The organism is Sphingomonas sp. 3P27F8 (assembly GCF_005502745.1).
Lineage (GTDB): Bacteria > Pseudomonadota > Alphaproteobacteria > Sphingomonadales > Sphingomonadaceae > Sphingomonas.
This window is the reverse complement of the sequence record NZ_SCNL01000001.1, coordinates 473,323-498,783: the sequence shown is the minus strand read 5'-3', so window position 1 is coordinate 498,783 and position 25,461 is coordinate 473,323. Positions and strand designations below refer to the sequence as shown.

Annotated in this window: 24 protein-coding genes and 1 tRNA gene; 9 read left to right on the top strand and 16 right to left on the bottom strand. The window is 62.3% G+C overall.

Features of this window, described 5'->3' with window-relative positions; all coding sequences use genetic code 11:
- The first annotated feature begins 28 nt into the window (after positions 1-28).
- From FFS35_RS02490 to FFS35_RS02480, 3 genes are all read left to right on the top strand, one after another.
- Positions 29-1,510 carry an NAD(P)(+) transhydrogenase (Re/Si-specific) subunit beta gene (locus FFS35_RS02490; RefSeq protein ID WP_137785509.1) on the top strand — a complete coding sequence of 494 codons (1,482 nt, stop codon included), beginning with the start codon at positions 29-31 and terminating at the stop codon, positions 1,508-1,510.
- 148 nt (positions 1,511-1,658) lie between these two features.
- Positions 1,659-2,591, top strand: a complete 933-nt coding sequence (locus tag FFS35_RS02485; RefSeq protein ID WP_137785508.1) for a hypothetical protein — start codon at positions 1,659-1,661, stop codon at positions 2,589-2,591.
- Positions 2,592-2,639: 48 nt separating this feature from the next.
- A tRNA-Val gene (locus tag FFS35_RS02480) sits at positions 2,640-2,715 on the top strand.
- Positions 2,716-2,771: 56 nt separating this feature from the next.
- On the opposite strand, the gene FFS35_RS02475 is transcribed toward FFS35_RS02480, so the two are convergent.
- The 9 genes from FFS35_RS02475 to FFS35_RS02435 form a co-directional block, all read right to left on the bottom strand.
- A complete protein-coding gene (locus FFS35_RS02475) occupies positions 2,772-3,083 on the bottom strand; it encodes a hypothetical protein (protein WP_137785507.1) in 312 nt (103 codons plus the stop codon).
- A gap of 20 nt (positions 3,084-3,103) precedes the next feature.
- Positions 3,104-4,336, bottom strand: coding sequence for a hypothetical protein (locus FFS35_RS02470; RefSeq protein WP_137785506.1), 1,233 nt, complete (start codon positions 4,334-4,336; stop codon positions 3,104-3,106).
- A complete protein-coding gene (locus FFS35_RS02465; RefSeq protein WP_137785505.1) occupies positions 4,333-6,555 on the bottom strand; it encodes a polysaccharide biosynthesis tyrosine autokinase in 2,223 nt (740 codons plus the stop codon). Before FFS35_RS02465 ends, FFS35_RS02470 begins: the two co-directional genes overlap by 4 nt.
- Positions 6,556-6,570: 15 nt before the next feature.
- On the bottom strand, positions 6,571-7,284 hold the full coding sequence (locus tag FFS35_RS02460; RefSeq protein WP_137785504.1) for a polysaccharide biosynthesis/export family protein: 714 nt from the start codon (positions 7,282-7,284) through the stop codon (positions 6,571-6,573).
- A 41-nt stretch (positions 7,285-7,325) separates the two neighbouring features.
- Positions 7,326-8,693, bottom strand: a complete 1,368-nt coding sequence (locus FFS35_RS02455; protein WP_171007478.1) for an O-antigen ligase family protein — start codon at positions 8,691-8,693, stop codon at positions 7,326-7,328.
- Between the two features lie 415 nt (positions 8,694-9,108).
- A complete protein-coding gene (locus FFS35_RS02450; RefSeq protein ID WP_137785502.1) occupies positions 9,109-9,579 on the bottom strand; it encodes a hypothetical protein in 471 nt (156 codons plus the stop codon).
- A 103-nt stretch (positions 9,580-9,682) separates the two neighbouring features.
- Positions 9,683-10,096, bottom strand: a complete 414-nt coding sequence (locus tag FFS35_RS02445) for a DUF6527 family protein (RefSeq protein ID WP_137785501.1) — start codon at positions 10,094-10,096, stop codon at positions 9,683-9,685.
- A gap of 13 nt (positions 10,097-10,109) precedes the next feature.
- Complete coding sequence (locus tag FFS35_RS02440; protein ID WP_137785500.1) at positions 10,110-11,291, bottom strand: ThiF family adenylyltransferase; 1,182 nt, start codon at positions 11,289-11,291, stop codon at positions 10,110-10,112.
- Positions 11,251-11,703, bottom strand: a complete 453-nt coding sequence (locus FFS35_RS02435; protein ID WP_137785499.1) for a hypothetical protein — start codon at positions 11,701-11,703, stop codon at positions 11,251-11,253. The genes FFS35_RS02440 and FFS35_RS02435 overlap by 41 nt, the downstream gene beginning before the upstream one ends.
- 172 nt (positions 11,704-11,875) lie before the next feature.
- Between FFS35_RS02435 and FFS35_RS02430 the strand changes: the two genes are divergently transcribed.
- Both FFS35_RS02430 and FFS35_RS02425 read left to right on the top strand, forming a co-directional pair.
- Entirely contained in the window at positions 11,876-12,250 is a 375-nt protein-coding gene (locus FFS35_RS02430) for a helix-turn-helix transcriptional regulator (protein WP_137785498.1), read from the top strand.
- A gap of 25 nt (positions 12,251-12,275) precedes the next feature.
- The gene (locus tag FFS35_RS02425) at positions 12,276-13,118 is read left to right on the top strand and encodes an ImmA/IrrE family metallo-endopeptidase (RefSeq protein WP_171007477.1); all 843 of its coding nucleotides are present in this window, start codon (positions 12,276-12,278) and stop codon (positions 13,116-13,118) included.
- Between the two features lie 93 nt (positions 13,119-13,211).
- Here the strand turns inward: FFS35_RS02425 and FFS35_RS02420 are convergent, their stop codons facing one another.
- The 7 genes from FFS35_RS02420 to FFS35_RS02390 form a co-directional block, all read right to left on the bottom strand.
- Entirely contained in the window at positions 13,212-14,384 is a 1,173-nt protein-coding gene (locus FFS35_RS02420; RefSeq protein WP_137785496.1) for an XRE family transcriptional regulator, read from the bottom strand.
- Between the two features lie 14 nt (positions 14,385-14,398).
- Positions 14,399-15,016, bottom strand: a complete 618-nt coding sequence (locus FFS35_RS02415) for a hypothetical protein (RefSeq protein WP_137785495.1) — start codon at positions 15,014-15,016, stop codon at positions 14,399-14,401.
- 155 nt (positions 15,017-15,171) lie between these two features.
- Positions 15,172-15,855, bottom strand: a complete 684-nt coding sequence (locus FFS35_RS02410; RefSeq protein WP_137785494.1) for a hypothetical protein — start codon at positions 15,853-15,855, stop codon at positions 15,172-15,174.
- Positions 15,856-16,572: 717 nt separating this feature from the next.
- Positions 16,573-17,847 (bottom strand): cation:proton antiporter, encoded by a 1,275-nt coding sequence (locus FFS35_RS02405; protein WP_137785493.1) that lies wholly within the window; start codon positions 17,845-17,847, stop codon positions 16,573-16,575.
- A gap of 327 nt (positions 17,848-18,174) precedes the next feature.
- Positions 18,175-18,705: a hypothetical protein gene (locus tag FFS35_RS02400; RefSeq protein WP_137785492.1), complete on the bottom strand. Its 531-nt coding sequence runs from the start codon at positions 18,703-18,705 to the stop codon at positions 18,175-18,177.
- A 16-nt stretch (positions 18,706-18,721) separates the two neighbouring features.
- On the bottom strand, positions 18,722-20,035 hold the full coding sequence (locus tag FFS35_RS02395) for an Nramp family divalent metal transporter (protein ID WP_212742153.1): 1,314 nt from the start codon (positions 20,033-20,035) through the stop codon (positions 18,722-18,724).
- Positions 20,035-20,787 (bottom strand): CBS domain-containing protein, encoded by a 753-nt coding sequence (locus tag FFS35_RS02390; RefSeq protein ID WP_171007476.1) that lies wholly within the window; start codon positions 20,785-20,787, stop codon positions 20,035-20,037. The genes FFS35_RS02395 and FFS35_RS02390 overlap by 1 nt, the downstream gene beginning before the upstream one ends.
- Here FFS35_RS02390 and FFS35_RS19885 point away from each other — a divergent pair.
- The 4 genes from FFS35_RS19885 to mgtE all read left to right on the top strand — a co-directional run bounded on the left by FFS35_RS19885 (position 20,767) and on the right by mgtE (position 25,203).
- Entirely contained in the window at positions 20,767-21,099 is a 333-nt protein-coding gene (locus FFS35_RS19885) for a hypothetical protein (protein WP_171007475.1), read from the top strand. The two genes, FFS35_RS02390 and FFS35_RS19885, sit on opposite strands and share 21 nt — an antisense overlap.
- A gap of 820 nt (positions 21,100-21,919) precedes the next feature.
- Entirely contained in the window at positions 21,920-22,933 is a 1,014-nt protein-coding gene (locus tag FFS35_RS02385; protein WP_212742152.1) for a HAMP domain-containing sensor histidine kinase, read from the top strand.
- Positions 22,930-23,559 carry a response regulator transcription factor gene (locus FFS35_RS02380; protein WP_137785489.1) on the top strand — a complete coding sequence of 210 codons (630 nt, stop codon included), beginning with the start codon at positions 22,930-22,932 and terminating at the stop codon, positions 23,557-23,559. Before FFS35_RS02385 ends, FFS35_RS02380 begins: the two co-directional genes overlap by 4 nt.
- Before the next feature lie 276 nt (positions 23,560-23,835).
- Positions 23,836-25,203 carry a magnesium transporter gene (gene mgtE / locus FFS35_RS02375; RefSeq protein ID WP_137785488.1) on the top strand — a complete coding sequence of 456 codons (1,368 nt, stop codon included), beginning with the start codon at positions 23,836-23,838 and terminating at the stop codon, positions 25,201-25,203.
- Positions 25,204-25,461 lie beyond the last annotated feature (258 nt).

Sequence of the window (25,461 nt, the reverse complement as noted above, 5' to 3'; positions counted from 1 at the left end):
GTTCGGGGCGACGTTTTGGGGGAATGGAATGGAACACGTCGCGGTAAATCCCTGGGCGGCATTGGCCTATCTGATTGCCGGCGTGTGCTTCGTTCTCGCATTGCGCGGGCTGTCGAGCCCGGTTTCCAGCCAACGCGGCAACCGCTTCGGCATGATCGGCATGGCCATCGCGGTGGTAACGACGCTCCTCACCCACGCGCCGACGATCGAGGTGCTGGTCGTCGGGCAGACGCCCGAGATCGATTACTGGGCGGTGTTCAGCCGGCTTGATCCGGTTGCCTTCGGCGAAATCCTCCTGGCCATCGGCATTGGCGCCGCGATCGGCATCACGACCGCGCGCCGGATCGCGATGACGGCGATGCCGCAGCTCGTCGCGGCCTTTCACAGCCTCGTCGGCATGGCGGCGGTGCTGGTCGCCTGCGCCGCCTATCTCAACCCGGCGGCGTTCGGCATCGTCGATGCGGCGGGGCAGATTCTTACGGTCAGCCGGATCGAGATGGGTCTCGGCGTCGCGATCGGCGCGATCACCTTCTCCGGCTCGGTCATCGCCTTTGCTAAATTGAACGGCAATATGGGCGGCGCGCCGATCATGCTGCCCGCGCGTCACGTGCTCAATCTCGGCGTGCTCGTCGGCATTCTCGTCCTGATCGCCTATTTCACACAGGATCAGTCGCCGTGGGTATTCTGGACAGTGACGGTGCTGAGCTTTGTCATCGGCTTCCTGCTCATCATCCCGATCGGCGGCGCGGACATGCCGGTAGTGGTGTCGATGCTCAACAGCTACTCCGGCTGGGCGGCGGCGGCGATGGGCTTCACCCTTCATAATACGGCGATGATTATCACCGGCGCACTGGTCGGCTCGTCGGGCGCGATTCTCAGCTACATCATGTGTCGCGCGATGAACCGGAGCTTCATCAGCGTGATCGCTGGCGGCTTTGGCGCCGAAGCTGCGAGCAGCGGCGATGCGGCAAAGATCGATCGCCCGTGGAAGCGCGGGTCGGCGGAGGACGCCGCGTTCCTGATGAGCCAGGCCGAACAGGTCATCATCGTTCCCGGCTATGGCATGGCGGTAGCGCAGGCGCAGCACGCGCTGCGCGAGATGGGCGACAAGCTCAAGGAGCACGGCGTCCGCGTGAAATATGCGATTCACCCGGTCGCGGGGCGAATGCCGGGGCATATGAACGTGCTGCTCGCCGAGGCGAACGTGCCTTATGACGAGGTGTTCGAACTGGAGGACATCAATTCCGAGTTCGCGCAAACCGACGTAGCCTTCGTGATCGGAGCCAATGACGTGACCAACCCGGCGGCGAAGACCGACAAGACCTCCCCGATTTATGGAATGCCGGTACTTGATGTGGAGAAGGCCAAAACGGTGCTGTTTGTTAAACGGTCGATGGGCGGTGTCGGCTATGCCGGTGTCGACAACGACGTTTTCTACATGGACAACACGATGATGCTGCTGGCCGATGCGAAGAAGATGGTCGAGGAAATCGTAAAGTCACTCGACTGAGTTTCTGCAGATTCCTCCATTTCGGACGTAGTCCGGGCGAAAATTGTCGATTCTACTCCGTAATGGAGATGTATCGGCTGCGCCATTTCGGTTCTTTGCATAATTTCAACGGATTGCCGCAGATCGGAGAACCGGGATGTTTCACGATATGACGGAGCCGTACGAAGCTGTCGCGCGGTTCGACGCGCTCATCGTCGCCGGGCCAGGCCTTTCCCGCGATCAGCCGCTGCGAGATGCCGTGCGCGTGGCCGGCGGGCGAGTTCTCGCCAGCGTAGATTGGGAAGGCGCGCTCGATCAGTTCGAGGAAACCGCCGCCGAACCGTTGCTCCTCCTCGATGCGCGCGACGTGGACGACCAGCGCCTTGCGTCCACGCTTTATCGGCTCGACGGCATCGCGACCGGGCGTAATTTGGCGATTGTGGCGGGTATTTCTCCCGCGCAGATCGATATCGCCGGTGCCGGCCTGATCGGGCGGCGGGTCGATCTTCTCTGTGACCCGACCCTAGCGGATTGGGCGATGGCCATTTCGGTATGGCGGGCGGTGAACGGCGCGCAGCTGCGCGATCATATCGCAGAGAACGAAGCGACACGGCTAGCGCGGCTCAACGAGGAGGTCGCACGGATAGCGGATGTGCTCGCACGGCTCAGCAGGCCGCAGGCCGCGCATCCCGGGGAGCCCTCTTCCGTTGCCGACGCGCGCCCGGTTTATGCCGCGCGAGAAGATGAGCCGATCGCGATCGATGCAGGCGAGATCCGCCAGCTCATCCGCGCGCGCCGGCTGCGTGACAGGCAATTCGGGAAGGGGCTATTCGAGGATCCGGCGTGGGACATGATGCTCGATCTGTTCGCTGCGCATCTGGAGCGGGCGGACGTATCGGTCTCCAGCTTGTGCATCGCCGCCGCCGTGCCACCCACGACCGCGTTGCGCTGGATTACGCGGATGAGTGACGCAGGTAGTCTTGAGCGGCGCCCCGACCCGTTCGACCGGCGACGCGCGTTCATGGGCCTGACCAAGTCAGCGCTCGATGGGATGCGCTCCTATGTTGGCGCCGCCCGAGCAATGGGCTTGCCGCTGGCCTGACGGCTAAGGCTTGCGATCTGCGACCGGGTCTGCCATCGGCTGCGGCGAGGGCGGTTAGCTCAGTTGGTAGAGCATCTCGTTTACACCGAGAGGGTCGGCGGTTCGAGCCCGTCACCGCCCACCATTGACTTGGGTCGCATCAGCAGTGATCGACACGCGAGTCGCGACCAACCGCGTGAGTTACCGGCCTTGGGGCTTTCCGGCGGAGCGCGCCTGATCGCCGGCGACCTTGAATGGGGAAGTCGCGTTGGCCTGTGGATCGTAGTTCCGGTCGATGCGATTGCGAATACGCGATTGGATGCGGTTCTGGATGCGATTGTCGATCCGTGCCATCGGCTTGATACCGGCCACGCCAACTTCCTTTGTCCGACGCAGGCCCGCGTCGCCGACCGTGGAGCTCGCTACGCGCCCGCCGGACACGTCCTGCGCCATCGCCGGGAGCGCAACCACCAGCGATATCACGGCAATCGAATTGGCCAAGCGCTGTAGCATCGTCGTTCCCTCGCTGCCGATCAATGCGCCGGGGCCAGCTGCACCCGGTCAACCTGCCCGCTCACCCCGCCCACTGCATCGGATGGTTGGACGACCAGCGATAGATATTGCGTTACGCATCCTGCGGGAACGGTGAACCGTCCAGCGAAATTGCCGCCGGCCTGGGCCGACTTGGGAAAGGCGACGCGCCCAAGCTCGCGCCCGTCCTGGCAAGTCAGTGTCCAATACGGTCGCGAACCGCCCGGCGGATCGATGTTCAGGCTATGGCCCCCAAGCACATAATCACCGGCCGGCAACAGCTGCATCTGCCGCAAGACTGGCCCGCCGACGCTTGCCGGCGCGGAGAAATCGAAGATACCATTCCTGCCTTCCCTCTGGATCGAGGCGGAAATGCCGCCATCGGCGATCGGCACCCAGTCCAAGGGGGAGGGCGTGTCGAGCGCGGCGACGAAGCGCGGATCACGCGACATGCGCCGGTCTGCCCCGGGGCGAATCGACGCGTAATAGCTCCAGGCCTCGTCGCGAAAACCGGCGCTCAGCAGCGCGTTGAGCAGCACCGCGCTGGCGTTGCCGGAGATCGGCACCCCGATGCGCCGCAGCCTGGCGAAAAGTCCGCCGGCGCTGCGCGGATCGGGCGCATGACTGGCGGCATAATCGATGAATGCCTGCGCCCAGACCGGCTGCGCGGCGAGCGTGCCGACAAGCGCATCGCGGATCGCCGGATCGGCTATCGCGGAGGACAACACCGGGAATAGCAGATCCGAACCATATGTGGAGGTGCGGAGCGTGATGTCATATTGCCTCAGCGCCCCCGCCACGTCGCCACGCCCCACCGCATCCTCGATCGCCCAGAGGCGGGTACGCAGGTCGCGCCGGGAGAGCATCTGTGCATAAGCGAAAATGCGCCGCGCGCCGGCGGTATCGCCGCGAAGCTGAGCATCGATCCCGAGCGTAGCCGCAGCGGGCACGGCGGTGGGATCCTGCCGCAAGGCGAGGCGGGCCAGCTGGTCAGCCTTGGCGCGCTCGGCGGGCGTGGCCTCCGGGCCGGACAGTTTCTCCGACAGGAGCGCCGTGATCCGCCCGTCGCCGGGCGCGAGCTGGTGCGCCAGTTCAGGGGCGGCGCCGCGTTCCGAATATGCCAGCGACTGCATCACCGACCAGGTTCCCACCGTCGCCATAACCATCGCCAGCGCGATGCGAATGCCCCATTCGCTGGCTCCTCGTCGTGGCAGGATACGGCGTCGTCGACTCATCCCCCGCGCGCCGCCTTGTCGACCTTGCCGTCACGGCCGTAGCCGTAGCCATATTCATAGCCATAGCCGTAATGCGCCTTGCGCGCCTCGAACTTGGTGAGCACGCCGCCGATGATATGTGCGTTGGCGCTGACGAGCCTGCCCAGCGCGGTCTTGACCAGACTGGAGCGGATACCGTGCGATTCCACGGCGTAGATCACGCCCTCCACCCGCGAGGCAATCAGCGGCGCGTCGGCCAGCCCCATTACCGGCGGAGAATCGATCACGACATGATCGTAGGTTTCCAGCAGCCGCTCGATCAGCACCGCAAGGCGATTGCCGGTCAGCAGCTCTGCCGCATTGGGAGGGATCGGCCCGGCCGACATGGCGGTGAAGCCCAGATCGGTCATGGCGAAGGTCAGCGAGGCGATGTTGTCGTCACCCGAGAGGAAGTTGCTGAGCCCACGTTCATGGCTAACCCCGCCAAGGTGATGGACCGAGGGCGAACGCATGTCGCCATCGACCAGGATTACCTTGCGCTGCGCACGCGCCAGCGTGGTGGCAAGCGCGAGCGAGGTAGTCGACTTGCCCTCCGCCGGCCGTGTCGACGTGACCGCTAAGGAACGCGGCACGCCGTGTTCGGTAGTGAAGGCGAGGTTGGTCTGAACCGCGAGATAGGCATCGAACAGATCGGACTTGCGATCGAGCAGCGCCTCCTTCGGAGTGGCCCCCTCCACCTTCGGTACCGAACCGAGCAGCGCCAGGCCGAGCCGCCGCTCCACTTCCGCCGGATCGGCGATCGCTTCGTCCATCTGTTCCAGCGCGAAGGCTGCGAGTGCGCCAATGCCCAACCCAGCGAACAGCGAGATGGCAAGGTTGATCAGCAGACGCGGACTGGACGGTTTTTGCGGCGTATCGGCCGGATCGACGACAGAGATATTGTTGACGCCAACACCGCCGGCAACGCCGATTTCCTTGTAGCGCTGAAGCAGACCGTCATAAAGCGCGCGGTTCGTATCTACCTCTTGCTGATAGATATTATATTGAATGCTGCGCCGGCGCAGATCGAGATAGCTGCCCTTGAGTTGGTCGACCTTGGCCTGCAGCGATCTTTCGCGCTCCTGCGCCTCGCGATAATCAGCCTGCAGCGACCCTGAAACACGGCTTTCCTCGCGCGCAATCGAGCGGTCAAGCTGGTCGATCTGCGACTGGATCGCCTTCGCGGCGGGATATTCCGGCTCGAACTGCATCATCATCCGCTGATATTCAGCAGACAGCTCCGCGCGCTTCTGCCGCAGCCCGTTAATGGCGATATTGCGCAGCGCCTCTGTTGAGGCGCCGGCACGTCCCGCCTGTTCGTAGCGCGCCTCCGCCTGAATGCGATCGGCCGTCGACTGCGAAAGCGCCGCGTTGAGCGAGGCGAGATCATCCGCGACGATCGAGCGTTCGCCCGTTGTTTTGCCATCTCCCGACTGGGCCGGCAGGTTGATGATCTTCTCCGCCGACGCGTAACTGACGAGTTGGCGGAGGGATTCGTCCAGCTTGTCTTTCAGCTGCCCAAGCTGCCGCTGCAGCAGGTTGCGGCCATAGGATGTTGCCTGGGTCTTGCGCTCCAGATTGGTCTGGATGAAATTGTCGGCCCAGGCATTGGTGACCTTGGCGGAGAAATCGGGATCGGGGCTGGTGAAGGTGACATCGACCAGCCGCGACAGTCTCGTCGGGCTGACACCCAGATATTTCAGCAGCGTCTCGCCAGCCACGCGCTGGCGCTCCTGCCTGCCCATGGACGGATAACGCCCGTTAACGAGCTGAAATGCCGGATTCTTATCCGGAATGCCGAACATCTGGAAGAACTTGGGATCGTCGACGAGCCGCAACTGCGTCGCCACCCGTTCCGAAAGCGAGCGCGATTTCAACAGGCCATATTGCGTCTGATAGAATTCCTGATCGGCGACGCTTGCTTCGCGGTCGACCCCCTGGAAATTGGTGACCTTGTCTGATTCGCGCGAAATCTCGATTGTCGCCGTGGCGGTATATTTCGGCGTCATCAGCAGGGTAGCGATTAGGCCTAGCAGAACACAACCGGCCACCGCGCCAAGAATTACATAGCGCCAGCGCAGCGCGACGCGCAGATACTGACGGATCAGCGGGATGCGATCGTGCGTGCCGATACCCGTCTGGGCGACTATCGGCCCGGTGGCCGGGCCGGCGCCCAGCAAATTGGAAGTGACCAAGTTCATGTCGGTTGCCCCTTCCTAGTTCACGATCGCGATCAGCGGCGCGGCAAGAATAGGCGAAAGCGAGACAAAGTCGCGGAACAGGCGACGCTGCGGCGAATCCCCGACAACGATCACGTCGTTCGCATAGATCGGCGGATCGTCATATCCCCCCCGCCGGATAGCGCCGACATTGTAGAGACCTGCCATTTTTCGTCCATCCACGGTGCGCAGGATCACGACATCGTCCTGCCGCGCATATTCCGACAGGCCCTTGGCCGAGGCGATAGCCCGCATCAATGTCATCTGGTTGGTCACGGGATACAGCCCCGGTTCCACCACCTGCCCGTCGACCGTCACCACCTGGCTCACCGAGCTCTTGATGTTCACCGTCACTTCCGGATTGCGCACGTAGCGACCGCGCAGCGCCGCCTCGATGGCCTCCGCGAGTTCGGCCGAAGTCTTGCCGCGCGCGTCGATTGTCCCGGCCAGCGGCATGGAAACCCGGCCACTGGCGTCGACCTGCACTTCGCGGCTCAGATCGGGAACGTTGAACACATCGACCTGGATCGTATCTAGCGGCCCGATCAACGAGGGCCGATCCGGCGCGGTGAGATCGAGCCGGTTAGGCCCGGGCAGCGTCGTGCTGTCTTTCACGACGGTAAGGCGCTCGGTGGATTGCAGAGCTTGTCGGCCGGCGCATCCCGCAAGCGCGGCGGTCGCCATCAGCAGGGCAAGGCAAGGGTAACGCATCTAACTGAAACTTCCACAGATGAAGGAAGGGTTGCCGTGGCCTATAGGTCTGTCCTCCCAATGGGTAAAGCTGGCCGCGCCCGCCCTTCCGCGTTTCGCGGCCGTTCGCCATTCAGCCACAACGCCGCGATAATCACGCAGGTCATGATTATAGGAGTGCGCGCCGGATAGTCGAACAGACTGGCGACCAGCACCAGCAGCAGCAGCGCCGAACCCAATCGCGGCAAAGCCTCCGGTTTTTGCCATGCCTTGACGCTCGCCCACAACCACCACGCGAGCGAAACCGAAAGCAGCAGCAGGCCCGGCAACCCGGTGTCGAGCACAATCTCGAGAAAATCGTTATGGGCGTGGTTGAAATAGGTGAACGTCAGCAGCGCAAAAGGCTCGTGTATCCTGAATATCGGATCGAAGGCGCCAAGCCCCGACCCCGCCGGGAAATACGTTCGAATCAGTTCCAGCACCGTCGGCAGCGCACGTCGCCGCATGTCCTCGCCGGGTTCAATCGTCAGCACCCGGCTGATTGAGACTGCGCGATCCGCCGCAATGCTCAACGCCACCAGCGCCAGGATCATCGCGACAAAGCCACCGATCATCGCGGGCAAAACCCAGCGCGGGTAGCGGCCCAGTTCCCTTCGCAGCGGGCGCCATGGGATGATCAGCCCCACCGCCAGGCCAATGACACCGACAAGCATGCCGGCGCGTGATCCGCTTGCCAGAATGGTCAGCGCAAAAAGCGGAAGCAGCCCGAATGCGATCGGGGCCCGCCAGCCCGGCCGACGGCCGCCCTGGAATGCCCATACCGGCGCCAGTGCGCAGCCGATCGCCACGAAAAGGGCGAAATGATTGCGGTTCGCGAAAGTCCCGCTAACCTGCCCCCGCGTGTCGTTGACAAGCGGGTTGTTGAAGCCGGCACCCGAGAACTGCAGCAGGCCAATCAACATCGAAGCGACAATCAGAGCCAACAGAATGCCGGGCAGGATTGCGCGCTCGGCCGGCCTTGTGCCGAGCAGCAACAGTAAAACCGTCAACGGCACCACCAATGAAAATAGCGCATTCGCCGTTGCGCCGGGAACAATCGACCAGGGGCGCCAAGGCTGCCCTGCTCCGCCGAGCGCTGCGTCCGCGAAGGGCGCTCGGCCGGGCAGCTCCTGCCACAGGGCGGGCGGCAGCGGCACTAGCTGCAGTGCAGCCAGCGTGATCGACGCCGCCAGCAGCAGTGCAACGGGCCGCGCATCGCGCCAGCGGGGCCAGTCGGCAGCGAGCGCACCGGCGACCAGCGCCAGCCACGCCGCGCCACGCACGATCAGTTGCCCAGGAACGTCCGCACGTGAAGCGCCGCCGGCAATCCATATTGCGGCGAGCAAAGATAGCAGCAAGGCAAACGACAGTGACGGTCGCGACGGGATCAAGGGGGTTCGTAAGGCCATGACAGGATCGCTCTATGGCAATCCCGCCAGGAACAAAACCATCTCTACACCAAACAGGATCGCTAAGGTGGCCCAGGGTTCAGCGCTCGCTCAGTTCGGCAGGCGGCGGACCTGGCCACAGAATAGCCGGTGAATGGTAAGCCCCGCGCCAGGAATGCCATCGCCGCCGTTGTGGCGCGGTTCCGCTGCATAAAAAGCGATCCATCAGGACCGCTTAACCGCACGATTTTTTTGTTTTAAATTTGGAGCGGGCGAAGGGATTCGCTCGTTACCGTCGTTCCTCCGGGCAACGGTCTAAGAGCCAACGCTGCCTCATTTGAAATGCCGAAACCGGGCCGTTAGCAGACCGACGGCTTTCGTTCCGCGATCTGAAATAGCTGCCGTGGGTTCACGTCGCTCATCGCTTCGTCCGGCGCTGCACGATTGTTTGCGCTAGGATTCGGCGGTTGATCTTGCGCTTCCAGTCCAATTGGGCCTGAGACAGTGTGCGCTTTCGAGCAGTCTGAATCAGGAAGCGATATTCCTTTTCGCTGTACAGGTAGCCCATGCGATAGGCGTGCTCGATCAAATCGTGGTTGGCATTTGCGGTCTCATCTTCGGCGATGCGCCTCAGACCGTCGAACAGATTTCCGGTACTAATCTGGATGAAGCGATTGATGCAGACGTTGCCCACATAGGTGCTGTTTCCGTTGTGACGGTTACGAATGTAGCAATGTTCCTTGATGTCCTGACCACAGGGGCAATTATCCCACTCCTCGCTGATCTCAACAGCGACAAGCTCCCATTCCTGACGGGCTGCCTCGAAATTTGATGCGACGGATAACGGAAGAATATGCGCCTTGAGATGCTCGAAATTGGGAGATGTCATAGCGGTTCAGCCTTCCCGGATTATTAGGCTTGCTCGTCCTTTTTCGATTTTGCGTATATCGTCACCTCCCCAGGCGGAGCGTCTGGTCGGACAGGTGCCAGCATCATCGTCCAAAGATCGACAAGAGCTTGCGGAACGCCTCGCCAACCCTGGACTTGATGCGGTCGCGCCAAGTAACAGGGACAGGTTCATTGTCGCGCAGCGCGTGTCGGGCGATTTGCAGCTGCATTGTGGTGGCCGCCATCGCACTCGAAAATGTTGGAAGCCATTCCACCTCACCGCCGCGGATGAAGTAATGCGATTTACAGGGCGCATCGCAGACCGAAATGGACGGGTGGATTGTCGCCAGATCGTCTGCGGACGTGATCTCGTGGCTATCCGGCACCAGAAGGCTGACACGGTGGCCACACCCGCAAGCACATAACAGCGCTCCGATCTCAAACTCTTCGCTGTGATAGACGACGCCCGGGCTCAGCTCTTTGGGAATGCGCTCGACAGCTTGATATCGATATTTCACGGGCTCACGCCTTTCAGTCGATTTCGAACGGCACCGAGTCAAAGATATACGCGCTTGCAGTGCCCTCGTAATCGAGCAAACCGAAGTGCTGTTTGAACCGGATGACAGCCATCGCTGCGTTCAGCGCGTTCAACTCGGTGATCTGCGGGCGCTTGCGATATTCGTCGTCCTTCGGGTTTTGGATCGGCAATCTTACCGATCCGACATTCTCTTCGAATGCCCGACGATCGGTGCCGGTTACGCGAATGAACGCGCTCAAGCCGACCGCAGAGCGCGTCAGGCCCATACCGCAATCGACAAACGGAACATTGTTGGCAGTTAGCCAATCGACGATCACAAGCCTCGACGGGCCATCATCGACCGATACAAAGACGAAGTCGAAGTCTTTCAATTGCGCGATATTGTCGTGCGTCACCCGTTCCGGCACCGGCTCGATCGCGCCATGCCACTGGCTATATTGCGTCGCCAGCGCGTTGACCTTGCGTTGCCCGATAGCGCGAGGGATGAAGCCCGGCATCCGGAAGATGGTATGTACGTGCACCTTGTCGTCGTCGAAGAGCCGAATGGTCGCGAGATGCGTGCGCGCAAGGAAGTCGAGGATATAGGCGCCAGTTCCACCTAGCCCGATGATTGCGACCCTCTTGCCGCGCAAGCGTGTCGACAGATCATTGATCTCATATCGCGCAGACATCGTGTCCGGAAATTTGAGCGGGGATTTCTGTTCGGCGGCTCTAACTTCGATGGCGGCAAGCGGCGTCGCGTCAGGAAACGCCGCAAGCGCGGGTCCCGTAATCTTTTCGAGATAGGTTTCGATCTTTTCCGCAAACGAGGTGTATTCGCGCATCTGACCAGAATCGCCCAGCAGCTTGCACGAGAAGGACTGGTTGGTCGAATAGTCGTCGGTGATGGCAATGGCACTCTCGCCGCCGCCAAGTGCCAACGGCTTTCCACTTAGATCGCATGGTCGGCTACCGCGCCACAGTGCCTGATGGTCCTTCGGTTCCATCACGCCATCAGCCAAATTTACGGAACTCAGCCAATCTCCATGCTGGAGGTGCCCGTCCGCATCGAGATAGGGCCAGCCGTACAGGATGAGGTATCCGCCGACAAAGTCGATCAGATGCCCCGTCTCGTCCAAATCCTTCAGAAAAGGATTACGATTCACCAGTTCCGGCAACGCGAAATCGCATTCCATCTTTCACCTCCACGTTGGGTCCCTGGACGAGCGTGCCGCTCGGATTTTTGGCCGGCCCGTGAGAATACTTGACCAGATATTCGGCCGATGCCGTGCCGCCGCTGCCGAGGTAGAGATTGACGACGCGGTCGTAGTTGATGTGGTTGGTATCGATCACGTGGTCGTCGCCATTGACCAGGATATCGAACACCTGCTTGCTGTAAAAATGCGCGTCCGCGACCAGATCGAGGGGCGTGTCGTCGCGCACGATGCGCTCGTCTTCCACGTCGCCCTGGACTTCGCGGTACAGCGCTTCGTTCTTGGGGATATCCCCAAGCTCGTACAGTGCGTCGCCAGTGGTCGGACTGGGCGAATGATAGACTTCGCGGTTGATATGAATGCGCACCTCGTCCGCCGCAGCATGATCGTTCATCTCAAACCTTTCTCCGCCTGAGCGGCTTGCCTTTTGCCTCGCCGGATGCCATTTTGGTGTCCGGCCAGACAACAGATAAGGCCAAAAAATTGCCCTGGGCCTCAGATCCGCAGGGCTGTTGTCTGACTGGACAACATATGTGACTGACGTCGTGTTTTGTCAAGGAGGTCTGATGCCGGAATCGGCGCTTGGAAATTGGTTGAAGGCGTTGCGTGGCGATCGCGGCTGGAGTCTAAGGGAAGCTGCCCAGCGTGCCGAGGTCGATCACGCTTATGTATACCGGCTGGAAACGGGCGCCAAGGAATCGCCATCCGAGGACGTGCTCGACAGACTTATCGGCGCGCTGACTCCATCGGCGCGCGACGCCGACATTCTACGACTCCTGGCAGTGCATCCGAACGTGGATCCCGCATTGGCTGACTTCGCGCGCAATGATCCAACGATCTCACCGCAGGAACTCCATATGCTGACCACCGTGGTGAACCGGGGCGCCCGTGCCGACTATACACTGTCGCTCGAGCGCATACGCAGGTTCATGTCAGCGTGATGCCTTGAACGACCAGGATGCCGCCATGAAAGCGCGCGCGTTTATCGCGGCCGTCGGTCCGTCGGTTTTGCCGGTGCCGGTGGAAGCCTATGCCGCGCACATCGGTGGCACGGTGTCGGCAGAACCGTTGGGCGACCAAGAAGATGCATGGTCGGTTCGACTGCCCGACGGCACATACCGGATATGCGTCAATTGCGGGCAGAATTCCCGCCGGCAACGGTTCAGCATCTGCCATGAAGTGGCGCACGTAGTGCTTGGCATCCCGGCTGAGCATGAGGCACCGAGCTGGAGCTATGCGCGTCGCGCGCCCGGCGAGGTTGCGTGTGATGTGTTCGCCTCTGAACTCTTGCTGCCCCACAAAATGTTCAAGCCCAAGGTCGATGCCGTCGATCCCGGAATGGACGCGATTGCTAGTCTGGCCGACGAATTTGACGCGTCGCTGATCGCTACCGCGTCACGCTTTGCAACTTTTTCGCGCGAACTTTGCGCTTTCGTCCTTTCAGAGGCTGGCAAAGTCCGGTTTTGCGCCAGATCGACATCGCTGCGTGCAGCTGGCGCTTTGGTGAGACCGGGAACGATGCTGCCGAGCGATTCGCTAAGCGCGCGGCTGCGGCGTGGCGATACGGAAACAGGGCCCGTCGACGCCGAGCCCGACCAGTGGTTCGACGACTGGACCAGAAGCGGATACCTGTATGAGGATAGTCGCCATATCGGACAGTGGGACCAGACGCTGACGCTGTTATGGTTCGAAAACGAGGAGCTGCCGCCGCCACCCGCAGAACGTGAACGCTGGGAAAGCGAGAGAACGGGACTTCGCGAGCTAGACGGAATCCTGCCCTGGCCCGATAAAGCCAAACGGCGGCGCTAGGGCTTCGAGCGATGAACCGTCGCCACCTCGAGCTCCCAAGGCAGATGCCCGTCCGAAGGAGCAAACCCTGCGCTGATTAGATACTTCGGGGCGTCAGCCCAATGCATCGTCCACGCGAACGTCAGGCGCGAAGTCAGCCTTTAGTCGAATAGGCACTACTCGCTGATCCAGATACCCCCCCGGCAGTCCCGCCAGTCCCTCGACATCGCGCAGGTTCAACCCTAGGGCCGCTTCGATCTGCGCCCGCGTGTAGACCCCGTGCTCGACCAGCATCCGTAGGCCTTCGGCGAGCATCGTGGGCCGATTGACGGGAAACGCGTCGTCGAGTGGCTCGATCTTACGGATGCGAAGACTGTTCATCTGCCGGAACAAGTAGGAAAACTGGTTCTCGGAGAGGATCCCGAGATCCCGGCTTCGATACGCCATCGAGGCGATCGACACAGCCCAGCGCGCCTTCAGCGCCTTGAAATAGGCGATTGAGCTGCCGAGCACCTCCCGGCTGAAGGTCTCGCGCGGAAGCAAGAAGGCGCTCGCGAAACGGTTGGCCTGCTTCTCTATCATGTCGAGGTTCGAGCTGGTGACCTCTATGTCCGGATGAAGTACCAGGTGGCCGAGTTCATGGGCGAGGTTGAAGAGGTCGCGCGGTCCCCCGACCACCTCCTCGGACATAAGAACGATCGGCCGACCCCCGATCCAGCAGCTCACGGCGTCCATGTCCTGGCAGCGCACCGGCTCGCGCACCAGCAGGATCCCGTTCGCCTCCATGGTGGCACCGAGGTTGCGGATGGGACCACGGCCAAGACCCCAATGGTCGCGAAGCCTCTCCGCCGCGCATTCGATGTCGTCTTCGTCGCCGTGCTCGGCATCGAACTCCAGACCGGGGAAGTTCACGGCCGGCAAGGCGATGAATCGCTCGAGCAGGGTTCCGATATCCCCCGCCCATTGCATGCGCCGGACGATGCGACGGCGATGGTGCTGCTCCATCCGTTTCAGGCTGCGGAAGAACGGAGCACGCGGCTCGCCCGCACGCGACGGCAGGCCGGTGAAGAACGAGATCGGCTGACCGGTCTCACCGATGATTCTACCCATCGTCTCGCCGCTCGGCGACGCCTGTCCGGTCTCGAACTGCGCCACCGCCTGCCGACTGACACCGATGGCTTCGGCGAATGCCTCGCCGGTGAAGCCGCGAGCCTCCCGGGCTTCCCTGATCCGTTCCGGAATCGGTTTGGCTCCGGCCGAGGCCGGAGCACCGCGATCATTGCTCATCCCGTTACCCGCAGTCAGGATTCGTTGTCGGAAGTCGACTCGTGCTCGTCATTGCGCAACGCTTCCTCGATGTGGTCGCGGAAGCGCAGCACGACGGCGGGCGCGGGCACGTCAACTGGCGCCGCCTCGATCGGGCCCAGGCGGGTCAGCACGTTTGTCCGCGCAAGCCAGCTGTTGCGCCCGGCCTCGGGCATGCCCCAGCACAGGTGGGTGAGATCGGACCCGTTGGCGCCGAAGGTCAGCCAGGCATACATCTCCTGCGGTGACGGAGCGCGGAACGGCACGACGACGGGATCGGGATCGAACAACTCGAGCTGATTGCTGAGCCGCTGGTCCTGGCGGGTGGGCGTTTCCTCGGGGAAGGCCACCGGGCCATCCGTCCGGCACACGTGGGCGCGGAACGCCCCCGACCGCAACTCGACCCAATGCCCGCCGCCCAGCGGCATCCGCGTCATTTCCGACGCGAACGGCAGGTCGCCGACCTTGCAGCCCTCGTGCACGCTAAACAAGACGGCGGCGCGGCGGATATGCCCCTTGATGTCCGCACCGATCAGCGACTTGAGGAACGGCTCGTTCTCCATCACGTCGCCGGCCAGCGCGATCGCTTGGGACACCGAACGCATCAGCGCCACGTCGGCACTAGGCGGAAACGCCTCGTCGAGAAGCTGCTGAAATGGAACCATTGCCTGCCCCTAAAAATTTTGATCGCAAGCACATTCCCGAATCTATCATCTCGCGTCAAGTGATTTCGCGAATCGATCGAAATGAGCCGCTAGGTCTCGCCACCTTACTGCTTCATGCGCGCGAGCGACCTGTCGATCGCGGTAAGTTGGCGGCCGACGGCATTGAGCTCGGCGCCGATCCCGGAGGACACCGCGGACAGCAGCTGGCGCGCGTTGCTCAGCTTGCCCAGGACCTCGCCCTTCGCGTCCTCGCCGCGCTTCAGGAAAGCCGTCCACTCCTCGTCGGTCATGGCGTAATCCTCGCCCTCCTTCTCAGTGTGGGCGGGACGATGGACGTCGTCGAGCGTGTCGATCAGCGCGTCCAGGCCCTTTTCCAAGCCGGCCCGCGCGGTCTCGACCTCGGCGGAGTCGCGCCAGCGATACTTGGTGCCCAGCCAGGTCCGGGCCGTCGACAGCGCTTGGTCGTGGTAGAAGGCGCGTTCCTCGTCGATCTCGTCACCCTCTTCCCAATAGACCGCGTGCCCCAAGCCCGCGAGCGGCTCGCCGACATTCTTATCGAGCGCCTCGAGCGCCTGGCGCAGATCGCGCTCGCGGTCGAGCAGCATTCCGCGCATCACCGCGTCGGATTGCAGCCGCATCATGTCGAGCTGACGGTAGACAGGTCGCGCGGCGAAATAGGCCGCGACCACCGCGGCGCAGCCCGCGATCAGCGTCTGGTAGTCGTAGATTGCACGTATAAGGCCGTTGATTGCGCAGCCGACTAACACCCAAGACGCACAGTGCATCAATGCACACCCCCATTTCGCGGTGGCGATAGCACGGTTCCGACGGATAATGCCTGCCTCAGTTCTGCCGATACGGCATAATCACTTCATAGGGTGCGACGTTGAGCCCTTACAATAACGGCTGGTTTCGGGACTTTAGGTCGCGTGCCGCAACGGCCGGATTTAGGGCGCATTGCCGAAGGACCGATTTCTGACAATTTAGTAGCCTACGCCTACACGAAAGGGCCTTCGGCCGCCGGCCTGTCAATCGGCAGAAGAAGGGCCGCTTCTCCTTCCGAAGATACGGCCCTTATAGAGTCAGCACTTGACGTTATGGCCAACTCGAGTGCGGCAACGGACGACCTTTATCGGGTGCTTGCGCTTGAGGTTAACGCTAGGACGGAATGCCTTGTGGCATTTGACGTGATGGCCGCGAACATAGGTACGACATACCTTCGCTTGCGCCGGGATTGCCGAGGTAACGGCAGCGCCTGCCAGAGCGATCATTAGTGCGATCCGTGTCATATTCTTCTCCATGGCGATAATCCGCCGCGAGGGTCTATGAACGACTTCACCGACAAACAGCATTCATTTCGCTTATGTCGATCACGGCTGCTCTGCAGTCAGGCGCGAGGATGCCCCATCATCGGTTTTGCACCATCAGGCCAGCGTTGATGGGCCAACGAACTCCCGGCTTTACCCAACGCTATCATCTTCTTCGACGCCGCCCGGGGTCTCTAATTACGCGGAGGGATAGTTTTCGTACTCCGAATGGTCCCAGTTGCGCCCGTGCTGCTTTCGAAGCTGATCGGCATATGTCATCAACGGCGTCGAGACCGTGCCGTGGACGATGATCGACGCGAGAATGGCCGTCCCCGCGATCGCCCAGAGCTGTTCGCGTTCGGCGAAGTCGCCGCGTCCGGTCGCGTAGAGGATATAGTAGATCGTGCCGATCCCGCGGATGCCGAAAATGCCCATCATACGCTTGGCGGTCCGCGGAGCCGAGGAGCCGATGAACGCAATCCAGCAAGCGATCGGACGGAACAGCAGGATGAGCGCAATCGCCAGCAAACCACCCTGCCAGGTCAAAGAAGCGAGCAGGCCATGGCCCAGGGTCCAGCCGAACAACACCAGCACCAGCATGATCAGCACACGCTCGACCTGATTGGCGAACGCTGCCATCTCGGCGTGAAACTCGTCCTCGGGCCGCACCGCGCGGATGGCGAGCCCGGCGACGAACACCGCGATGAAGCCATTGCCGTGCAGAAGCACGGTCGCGGCATAGGAAAGGAAGGTTGCACCGATCGCCACCAGCCCGTCGCCACTGTCGGATATCTTCCTGAGATGCGGCAGGCGGAACAGCGCCCGGCCCATGAGCCAGCCAAGCACCGCGCCGACAACGATACCGATCAGGATCTCTGCGGCGAACTCGATTCCCAGCCAGTGTCCCCAGTTGGCAGTGCCGGCATGGAGAGCCAGTGCAAGGAGGATGAGGGGAAAGGCCAGTCCATCGTTAAAGCCGGCCTCGGCGGTTAGCCCGAAGCGGGTTTCGCCATCTTCTCCCTCCCCAGGCGGACCGGTCTGGATATCGCCAGCCAGAACTGGGTCGGTCGGCGCTAGGGCTGCCGCAAGGAGCAACGCCGCCGGGGCTGCCATTCCCAGGCCCCAGTGCGCCGCTGCGAAGACCAGGATCATCGTAATCGGCATCGCGATGAGCAGCAGGCGCCACGGCGTACCCCATGCGCGCCAGCCGAACACCCGATCGATCCTGAGACCGGCGCCCATCAACGCCAGGAGCATCACGATCTCGCATAGCGCTTCGGCGGTATGACTCGTAGTCAGATCAGCGACAGATGTGACACGAAGGATCGACGTGAACGACGTGCCGTAGCCCATCGCGAGGCATATGATCGGCAGCGAAAGCGGCACCCGCTTCAACAGCATCGGCAGCCACGAGATCAGGAGGACGAGACCACCGCCAAACAATAATATCAAGGCGCGGTGACTGTCGTCCATCTTTTCCCTTCGCTGAATCGGCATCACCGACATGTCTTCGGACTCGGTGATTTACCCTTGGGACTTTAACGCACCAGCGCCGGATATATCCGGCTCACTCTGTTAATGACCGCAATCGCGGAAGCGACACTCGAATCCAGATACTCGACTATTGCTGTCGCCGACTTAGGGAAGGAGCAGTATTGGACGGATGATGGCTTCGGGCTCATGCATCGCCAGCGGTCGCGGTGGCAACGAGCGCTTAGGGGGCCAATTCAGGCGCGAAACCAAGCGCACTTTATTTCGGCGTGTGAGTCCGCCGCAGGGAGACGGAACTCAAGTGCACTCCTAGATGCGGTCAACATCTATCAATCCCGACGAACACTGTGCTGCATTGGCGACTTCTTCGTTCCAGGCAGACCCGGCTACGACGATAATGGCATGGCCAGCCTTGAGATGTTTCTCAGCAGCGAGCGCGGATGCCTCTGCCACCCCCACACCGATAAGAGAACCGGCGAGCCCGCCCAACGCTCCTGCGGTGATGGCGCCGGTCAAGGCTCCCGCGATCGGACCCACAGCGAGGAGAGGTCCAAAGCCGGGGACGACCAACAACCCCAAACCGGCAAGCAGGCCACCTACTCCGCCGGCAAACGACGCAGCGCCGGCACCCACCGCGCCTCCGGTCTCGATGTCGTGATCCAGTGTATCGTCGCGGCGACGCTTTTCGATCGGGTCGGTATGCACGAATAAGTTAATGTGTCCGGGCGACACTCCCATGCCGACAAGGTCTTCATAGGCATGCTCCGCCGCATCACGCGTGGCGAATGCGAGCACATGGAATGGGCCGGGTTCCGGACTATCCGGGGACTGTTCGCTCAAGCACACCTCCTATATTTTATCCGAAGCCCAACATCGTCATTGCCACCAGGGCCAGGCTCATGAGGCTCAGGATGCCGGCCGTGGCCCACTGCACAGCCTGCAGCACGCGCCCGCTGACATGCTCGCCCATGAGCCCTCGGTCGGCCGTCATCAACGCGATGAACACTAGGATCACCGGCAATTGCAGGCCGTCCACGAACTGGCTGGCAAGCATGAGCTTCACGAGCGGCATATGCGGGATCAGGGCGACGGCAACGCCCAGGCCCAGCGTCGCTGCGTAAATCCCCATGAAGACCGGCGCTTCCCTGAAGCTCCGCGCAATCCCCCGCTCCAGGCCAAATGCTTCTGTCACCACATAGGCCGTGGCGAGCGGCAGGACGGTCGCGCCGAACATTGAGGCGCCGACAAGTCCGACGGCGAATAGGATTTCAGCCCAGGATCCCGCCAGCGGAGCAAGCGCACGCGCGGCGTCGGCCGCTGTTTCGATCTTGATGCCGTGGGGATGAAGCGTCTGCGCCGTCGTGATCACGATGAAGAACGCGATGAGATTGGCGAACACCGACGAGATGATCACGTCGGCGCGCACGAATGGAAGCTCGCGGACGCTGGTGCCCTTCTCGACCTCCGTCGCCTGCAGGAAAAACTGCATGTAAGAGGTGATCGTCGTGCCGATCAGCGTGATCGCCATGAACAGATAGCCCTGATCGGCACGAAAAGTCGGGATAACGGAAGCCTTGAGGACCGGCCCCCAATCCGGCGTCGCGACGAACGCAGTGCCGACATACCCGAAGAATACGACCGTCGCCGCGAGGAAGACCTTCTCGACGATGCGGTAGGTGCCGCCAACGACGAGATAGAAGACGATGATGAAGGCAACCGGCACGGAGATATAGCGCGATACGCCGAACAGTTCACTAGCCGAACCGATGCCGGCGAATTCCGAAGCGGTGGTGCCGAGCGAAGCGATGAAGAAGGTGACCATCGCCAGCGCGGTCCAGCGAATGCCGAACTTCTCGCGGATGAGCCCGGCCAGTCCCTTGCCGGTGACGATCCCCATGCGCGCGCAGGCTTCCTGCACGACGATCAGGCTCAGCGTGATCGCTGGAAGCACCCAGAGCAAGTCGAGCCCATAGGTCGCGCCGGCCACCGAGTAGGTGGCGATCCCGCCTGCGTCGTTGCCGGCGTTGGTGGTGATCAGGCCCGGTCCCAGCGCGGCGAGGAAAGCGAGAACGCCGCCCTTCGGCACGCGCAGGCGTCTGCGCCGGGCAAGCCGGCGAACAGCGGGCGGAACCATCGCCATGTTTTCGGGCGCGGGAGCCGTGCTCTCCATCAACTGAACAGCCGCGGCAGGTGCCGGCGCATGGATTCGGGTAGCATCAGGTCGAGAACATCGTCGGCGGTCACCAGACCCAGCATCCGGCCGAGCTCGTCGATCACCGGCAAGGCGAGGAGGTTGTACTCACCCATGATCCTCGCGACCTCCTTGCAATGCTCCTCGGGACGCGTGGTGTGAACCGTCGAGCTCATGCAATCGCACAGCCGCATCTCCGGCTCGGCCAACAGCAAGTCCCGAAGCGACATGACCCCCTGCAGCCTGCGGGCTTGCGGATCGTCGACGATATAGACGTAATAAACGAGGTGCGGGCGACGCAATTGCCCCCGTACATAGGCGATCGCTTCCTCGACCGTCTCGGTATCGAGGGCCATGACGAAATCCGTCGTCATCAAGCCGGCGGCCGAATTGTGGGGATAGCTTAGCAGCAGCTTGATGTCGCTCGAGGTCTCCGGCTCCAGGAGCGAGATCAGCTTGTCCGATTTGTCGCGCGGCACGGACTCCAGTAGGTCGGCGGCGGCGTCCGGCGCCATACTGTCGAGGATCGCCACCGCACGGTCCTGCGGCAGATATTCAAGGAACTCCGGCTGACGAAGCCGTTCGACCTCTTCGAGCGTATCGGCGGCCAGTTCGGTCCCGAGCGCGCACAGAATGCGCGCTCCTTGCCGGTACGGCAGATGATCCATCAGCGCCGCAATGTCGGCGGGATGAAGTTCCCGAAGGCCCGCATGGCTGAACACGAAATCCATGCCGGGTGGTGGCTCGATCATCGGTTCGATTTCGTCCCATGCCACGGTGTGACCTTCGAACCGATCGGCAAAGGCGCGAGGCACGAGCCGCCGGATGAGGCCAGCCGCGCTCGCATCGATCGCAGCGCAAGTCAGGCAGGTTCCGTCCCATTCGATGACGGCATCGTTGACCCGGACGATCCGCTGCGCCGGCCGGTCGATCACTTCCCCGTCAAGCAGGTCCGCGAGGATCAGAAACTCGCCGCTTCGCCGCTCGAACAGCGGCTGATCGATCGGCTCGACCGCGACGACGAGAGGTCCGCCCGGCCGTAGATCGAGGAAAGATGCCGCATCGATCCGGACATTGCGTCCGTCACATCGGACTATGACCGCCTGCACCTGCGCGGCGCCCGCTTCACCCGGGACAGCGATCAGATCGCGGAGACGCCCGCCGCTGCCGTGCCGGCCCTCGACCGCGATTCCTCCAAGAGCGCTGGCATTAAACCGCGTGGCGTCGGCTCGCTGTTCCCTCGGCGGCCTCCTTCCGGGAATCGCGCGCCGGGAGGAATGACCGATATGGTTGCGTGGCGAGGCACGCTCGGCCTGCCTCACGCACGATCGCCAGGCTGGGCGCGCGAGGCCGGACGGCGCCCCGGTTTTACCGGGCCAAGCTGCTCGACCTTGCGGGCAAGGCGCCTGGCTCGCATTCTTCCCGACCAAAGAATCACAAGAAGTCCCAACCCTGTCGCGAGCACCATGGTATGGCGTGCGATGGTGAAGACGGGGCTGTGCCAACCGAATGCACCGCCAATTCCGAGCAGGACCATGACAAGGAAAAGGCCTATGCCAAAAGCGAATGGACTACCGATCAGACGAGCAATCCTGTTCATTCAAAAAGGCCGATTTGGTGAAACGATAGCTTCACAGGTCTTAACTGCGGCAGCAGCAATCCGCTAAGAGAAATGGCGTCTCGGCACCTATGTATATATTTGATATACGAAGGTATATTCTTGGGACCGAGACGCGGCTTGTCCTACGCTCTACGATCATTCCATACGAACGCCGGTATGCACACGAGCTGCCGCGCCTGGCGGACGAGGGAGCAATATTGCCGGATAGTCTTCGCGGAGTACGGAATCGGCGTCTGAAGCTAGTGGCTTTAGCCGGGCTGCTGGTCGCCGTCTTCATCGTCGACACAATCACGAGCTACGAGATCGCCGCCGCGGTCTTCTATGTCGCGGCGATCCTGCTCGCGGTCCAGGTGCTGAGCCGCCGCGGCGTGGTCCGGCTGGCGATCGTCTGCATCTCTTTGACGCTGATCAGTTTCACGCTCAGCCGGTTCGGCGAGCACGGTGCCGGAATCGTCAATCTTGCGATCAGCGTGTCGGCGATCGCGATAACGACCTTCCTTGCCCTTCGGATCGTTGCTGCCGAGACTGCGATTCACGAGGCCCGGGCTCAGCTTGGTCGCTTGACCCGGCTGACAAGTTTCGGCGCGCTGACCGGATCGATCGCGCACGAGGTCAACCAGCCTCTCGCCGCCATCGTCGCCAGCGGTAACGCCGGCCTGCGCTGGTTGGGGCAGACGCCGCCACGGCTCGACAAAGCGCAAGCCGCGCTTTCGCGCATCGTCGCTGACGGTAATCGTGCCAGTACGATCGTCGGCAATCTGCGCCGCCTCGCACGCGGCGAACCCCCGCAGAAAGTCGCGGTCGACCTCAATGCGGTCTTGCGCGACACGCTCTCGCTGGCGCGCCAGGAGTTCGACCGCAGGGACATCGAGGTGCGGCTTGATCTGACGGATGGCCTTTATCCGCTGGCGGACAAGACTCAGCTCCAGCAAGTGCTCGGAAACCTGCTCCTTAACGCGATCGAGGCGATCAAAGACGGGCAAAGCGATCACCGTCTTATCAAGCTGTCGTCCGAACGGATCGGCGACGATGCGGTCGTAACCATCGCCGACTGCGGGAGAGGACTGTCCACGCTTGACCAGGAGAAACTTTTCGGAGCGTTCTGGACGACCAAGGAAACGGGGATCGGCATGGGGCTGACCATCTGCCGATCGATCATCGAGGCTCATGGCGGCTTCATCTCGCTCGATCCGAACCAGCCGAGCGGCGCACGCGTCAGGTTCGGTTTGCCGCTGTTGGAGGTGCCGGCCGCATGACTGACGGGCAAGCTGCCGAGGACGTCCCTCTCGTCTATGTAGTGGACGATGACGCGTCCGTGCGCGATGCGCTTGGCGACCTGCTGGAATCGGTCGGTCTGGAAACGCGCATGTTCGCGTCAGCGGAAGCGTTTCTCGCCTGGCCTCGGCCCGAGCGTCCCGGCTGTCTGGTGCTCGATATCAGGATGTCCGGCATGAGCGGCCTCGAATTCCAGCGTGAAGCGCTCCGCTCGAATAAGACTCTGCCGATCATTTTCATCACCGGCCACGGCGATGTCCAGACATCGGTACGGGCGATGAAGGCCGGCGCGATCGAGTTCCTGACCAAACCGTTTCATGAGCAGGATCTGCTGGACGCCATTCAACAGGGCATCAGCCAGGACCGCGTCCGGCGCGCGCATGCAGCCGTCCGCCACGATTTGCAGCGTCGCTACGACTCGCTCGATGCCAGGGAAAAGCAGATCATGGCGCAAGTAGTCGGCGGGGCCTTGAACAAGCAGATCGCCGCGTCTCTTGGCCTAAGCGAGATCACGGTGAAGGTCCGGCGCGGACAGATCATGCGCAAAATGCGCGCGCAATCGTTGGCCGAGCTCGTCAGGATGGCAGAGAAGTTGCCGCCGGCGTGAGACCAGCCTGGGCCGACAGCATATCAGCGTTATACGATGGTATATCAGGGATATACATGAATGTCGCTGGCGACTGTCGCCTTGACCTCGGCGCGCGCTCTCGCCATTTCGGCGCCGCACCGACCAGCTCTGTCCGGTGGTGCGGAGCTAAGGAAACCCAACCCCATGCCAAGCGACAGTAGTCGATTGTCCTTGCCGTCACGGCTGACGCTGGCCTGACCCGCAGGGGTTAGCTCGCCCGCGATCCGCCGTGACGGCGGATCGAGAGGTGAGATTATGGAAGATACCCGCACCGCGCCCGGCGCGGTCGATCTGGCGTTGTTCGCCGATCTGTTTGACGCGCACGCCGCCGACATCGTTACCCGTCTCAACGAGGAAGATGCCGACACCGCCGCAGCGGTGCTCGCCCATCTTCCCCTCGAACGCGCGATAGACGTGTTCGACCGGCCGGAGCTGATCCGCGCCGGGGACTTGCTGCTCGACCTGCCGCAGGGTCGTGCCGGTGACATCCTGAAGGGCATGGCCGACGACCGCGCGGCCGATGTACTGCGCGAGCTGGACGGTGATGATCGCTCCGAACTGCTCACGCGCGTCGATTTCGACAGCGCCTGGCCGCTCAAGCGGCTGCTCGCCTATCCCGAAGGCACGGCCGGCGCCATCATGTCGACCGAGTTCGTCAGCGTGCCCGCGACCTATACGGTGGCCGATACGCTGCGCCATATCCGCGAGGTCGAACGCACTCGCGAGACGGTCTATGCGATCCACGTCGTTGATCCGGAGACGCGCGCGCTGCTGCGGGTGGTGACATTGCGCCAGCTCATCACCGGTGAGCCGCGGCAATCGATCCTCGCTCTCGCGCCCGATCGCGAGCCGATCACCGTTCAGGCGGACATGGACCAGGAGGAGGTCGCCCGGCTGATCTCGATCCATGACTTGCTGTCGGTGCCGGTGGTCAATGACCGGCATCAGCTGCTCGGCATCGTCACCGTCGACGACGTGATCGACGCGATCCTCGCCGAAGGCAGCGAGGACGTGCAGAAGTTCGGCGGCGTCGAAGGCGCGAGCGAGCCCTATCTCACCACCGGCTTCCTCGGCATGTACCGCAAGCGGGTCGGCTGGCTCGGCGCCCTGTTCATCGGCGAGATGCTGACCGCCAGCGCCATGCAGCATTTCGAGGACGAACTGGCCAGGGCGGTGGTGCTGACGCTGTTCATCCCGCTCATCATGAGTTCGGGGGGCAATTCCGGCTCACAATCGACCTCGCTGCTGATCCGCGCGTTGGCGCTCGGCCAGATCCGCCTGCGCGACTGGTGGCGGGTGGCGCTCCGCGAACTGCCGGTCGGCATCGCGCTCGGCGCCAGTCTCGGCGTCATCGGGATAATCCGCATCGCCGCGTGGCAGGTTCTTGGCATCTTCGATTATGGCCCGCACTGGCAACTGATCGGGCTGACGGTCGGTGTCGGCCTCATCGGCATCGTCACCTTCGGCTCGCTGGCTGGTTCGATGCTGCCTTTCCTGCTCAAGCGCCTGGGCTTCGATCCGGCGAGCGCGTCGGCGCCGTTCGTCGCGACACTGGTCGATGTCACAGGACTCGTCATCTATTTCAGCGTCGCGCTCGTTATCTTGCAAGGCACGCTCTTGTGACTGTTCAACAGGCTCCCTTAGCGAGACAATCCCACAATCAGGTCGCAACCTTTGAGTAGCCATCAGAATGGAAGTTCGCGCAGTATGGGGACAAACTCGATTAGGCCGCCAGATTCTCGCTTGCACGAACGGCGGCTTGTGGGATCTCGGACGGATCGGTTGAACGACCGTGATTGGGGCGCAAAGCAGCCGAAGGGTGTAACGGACTGTCGAAGCCTTGTAATTCAGCGCCCGTCAAAAGCGTCTGGGCGCATTGCC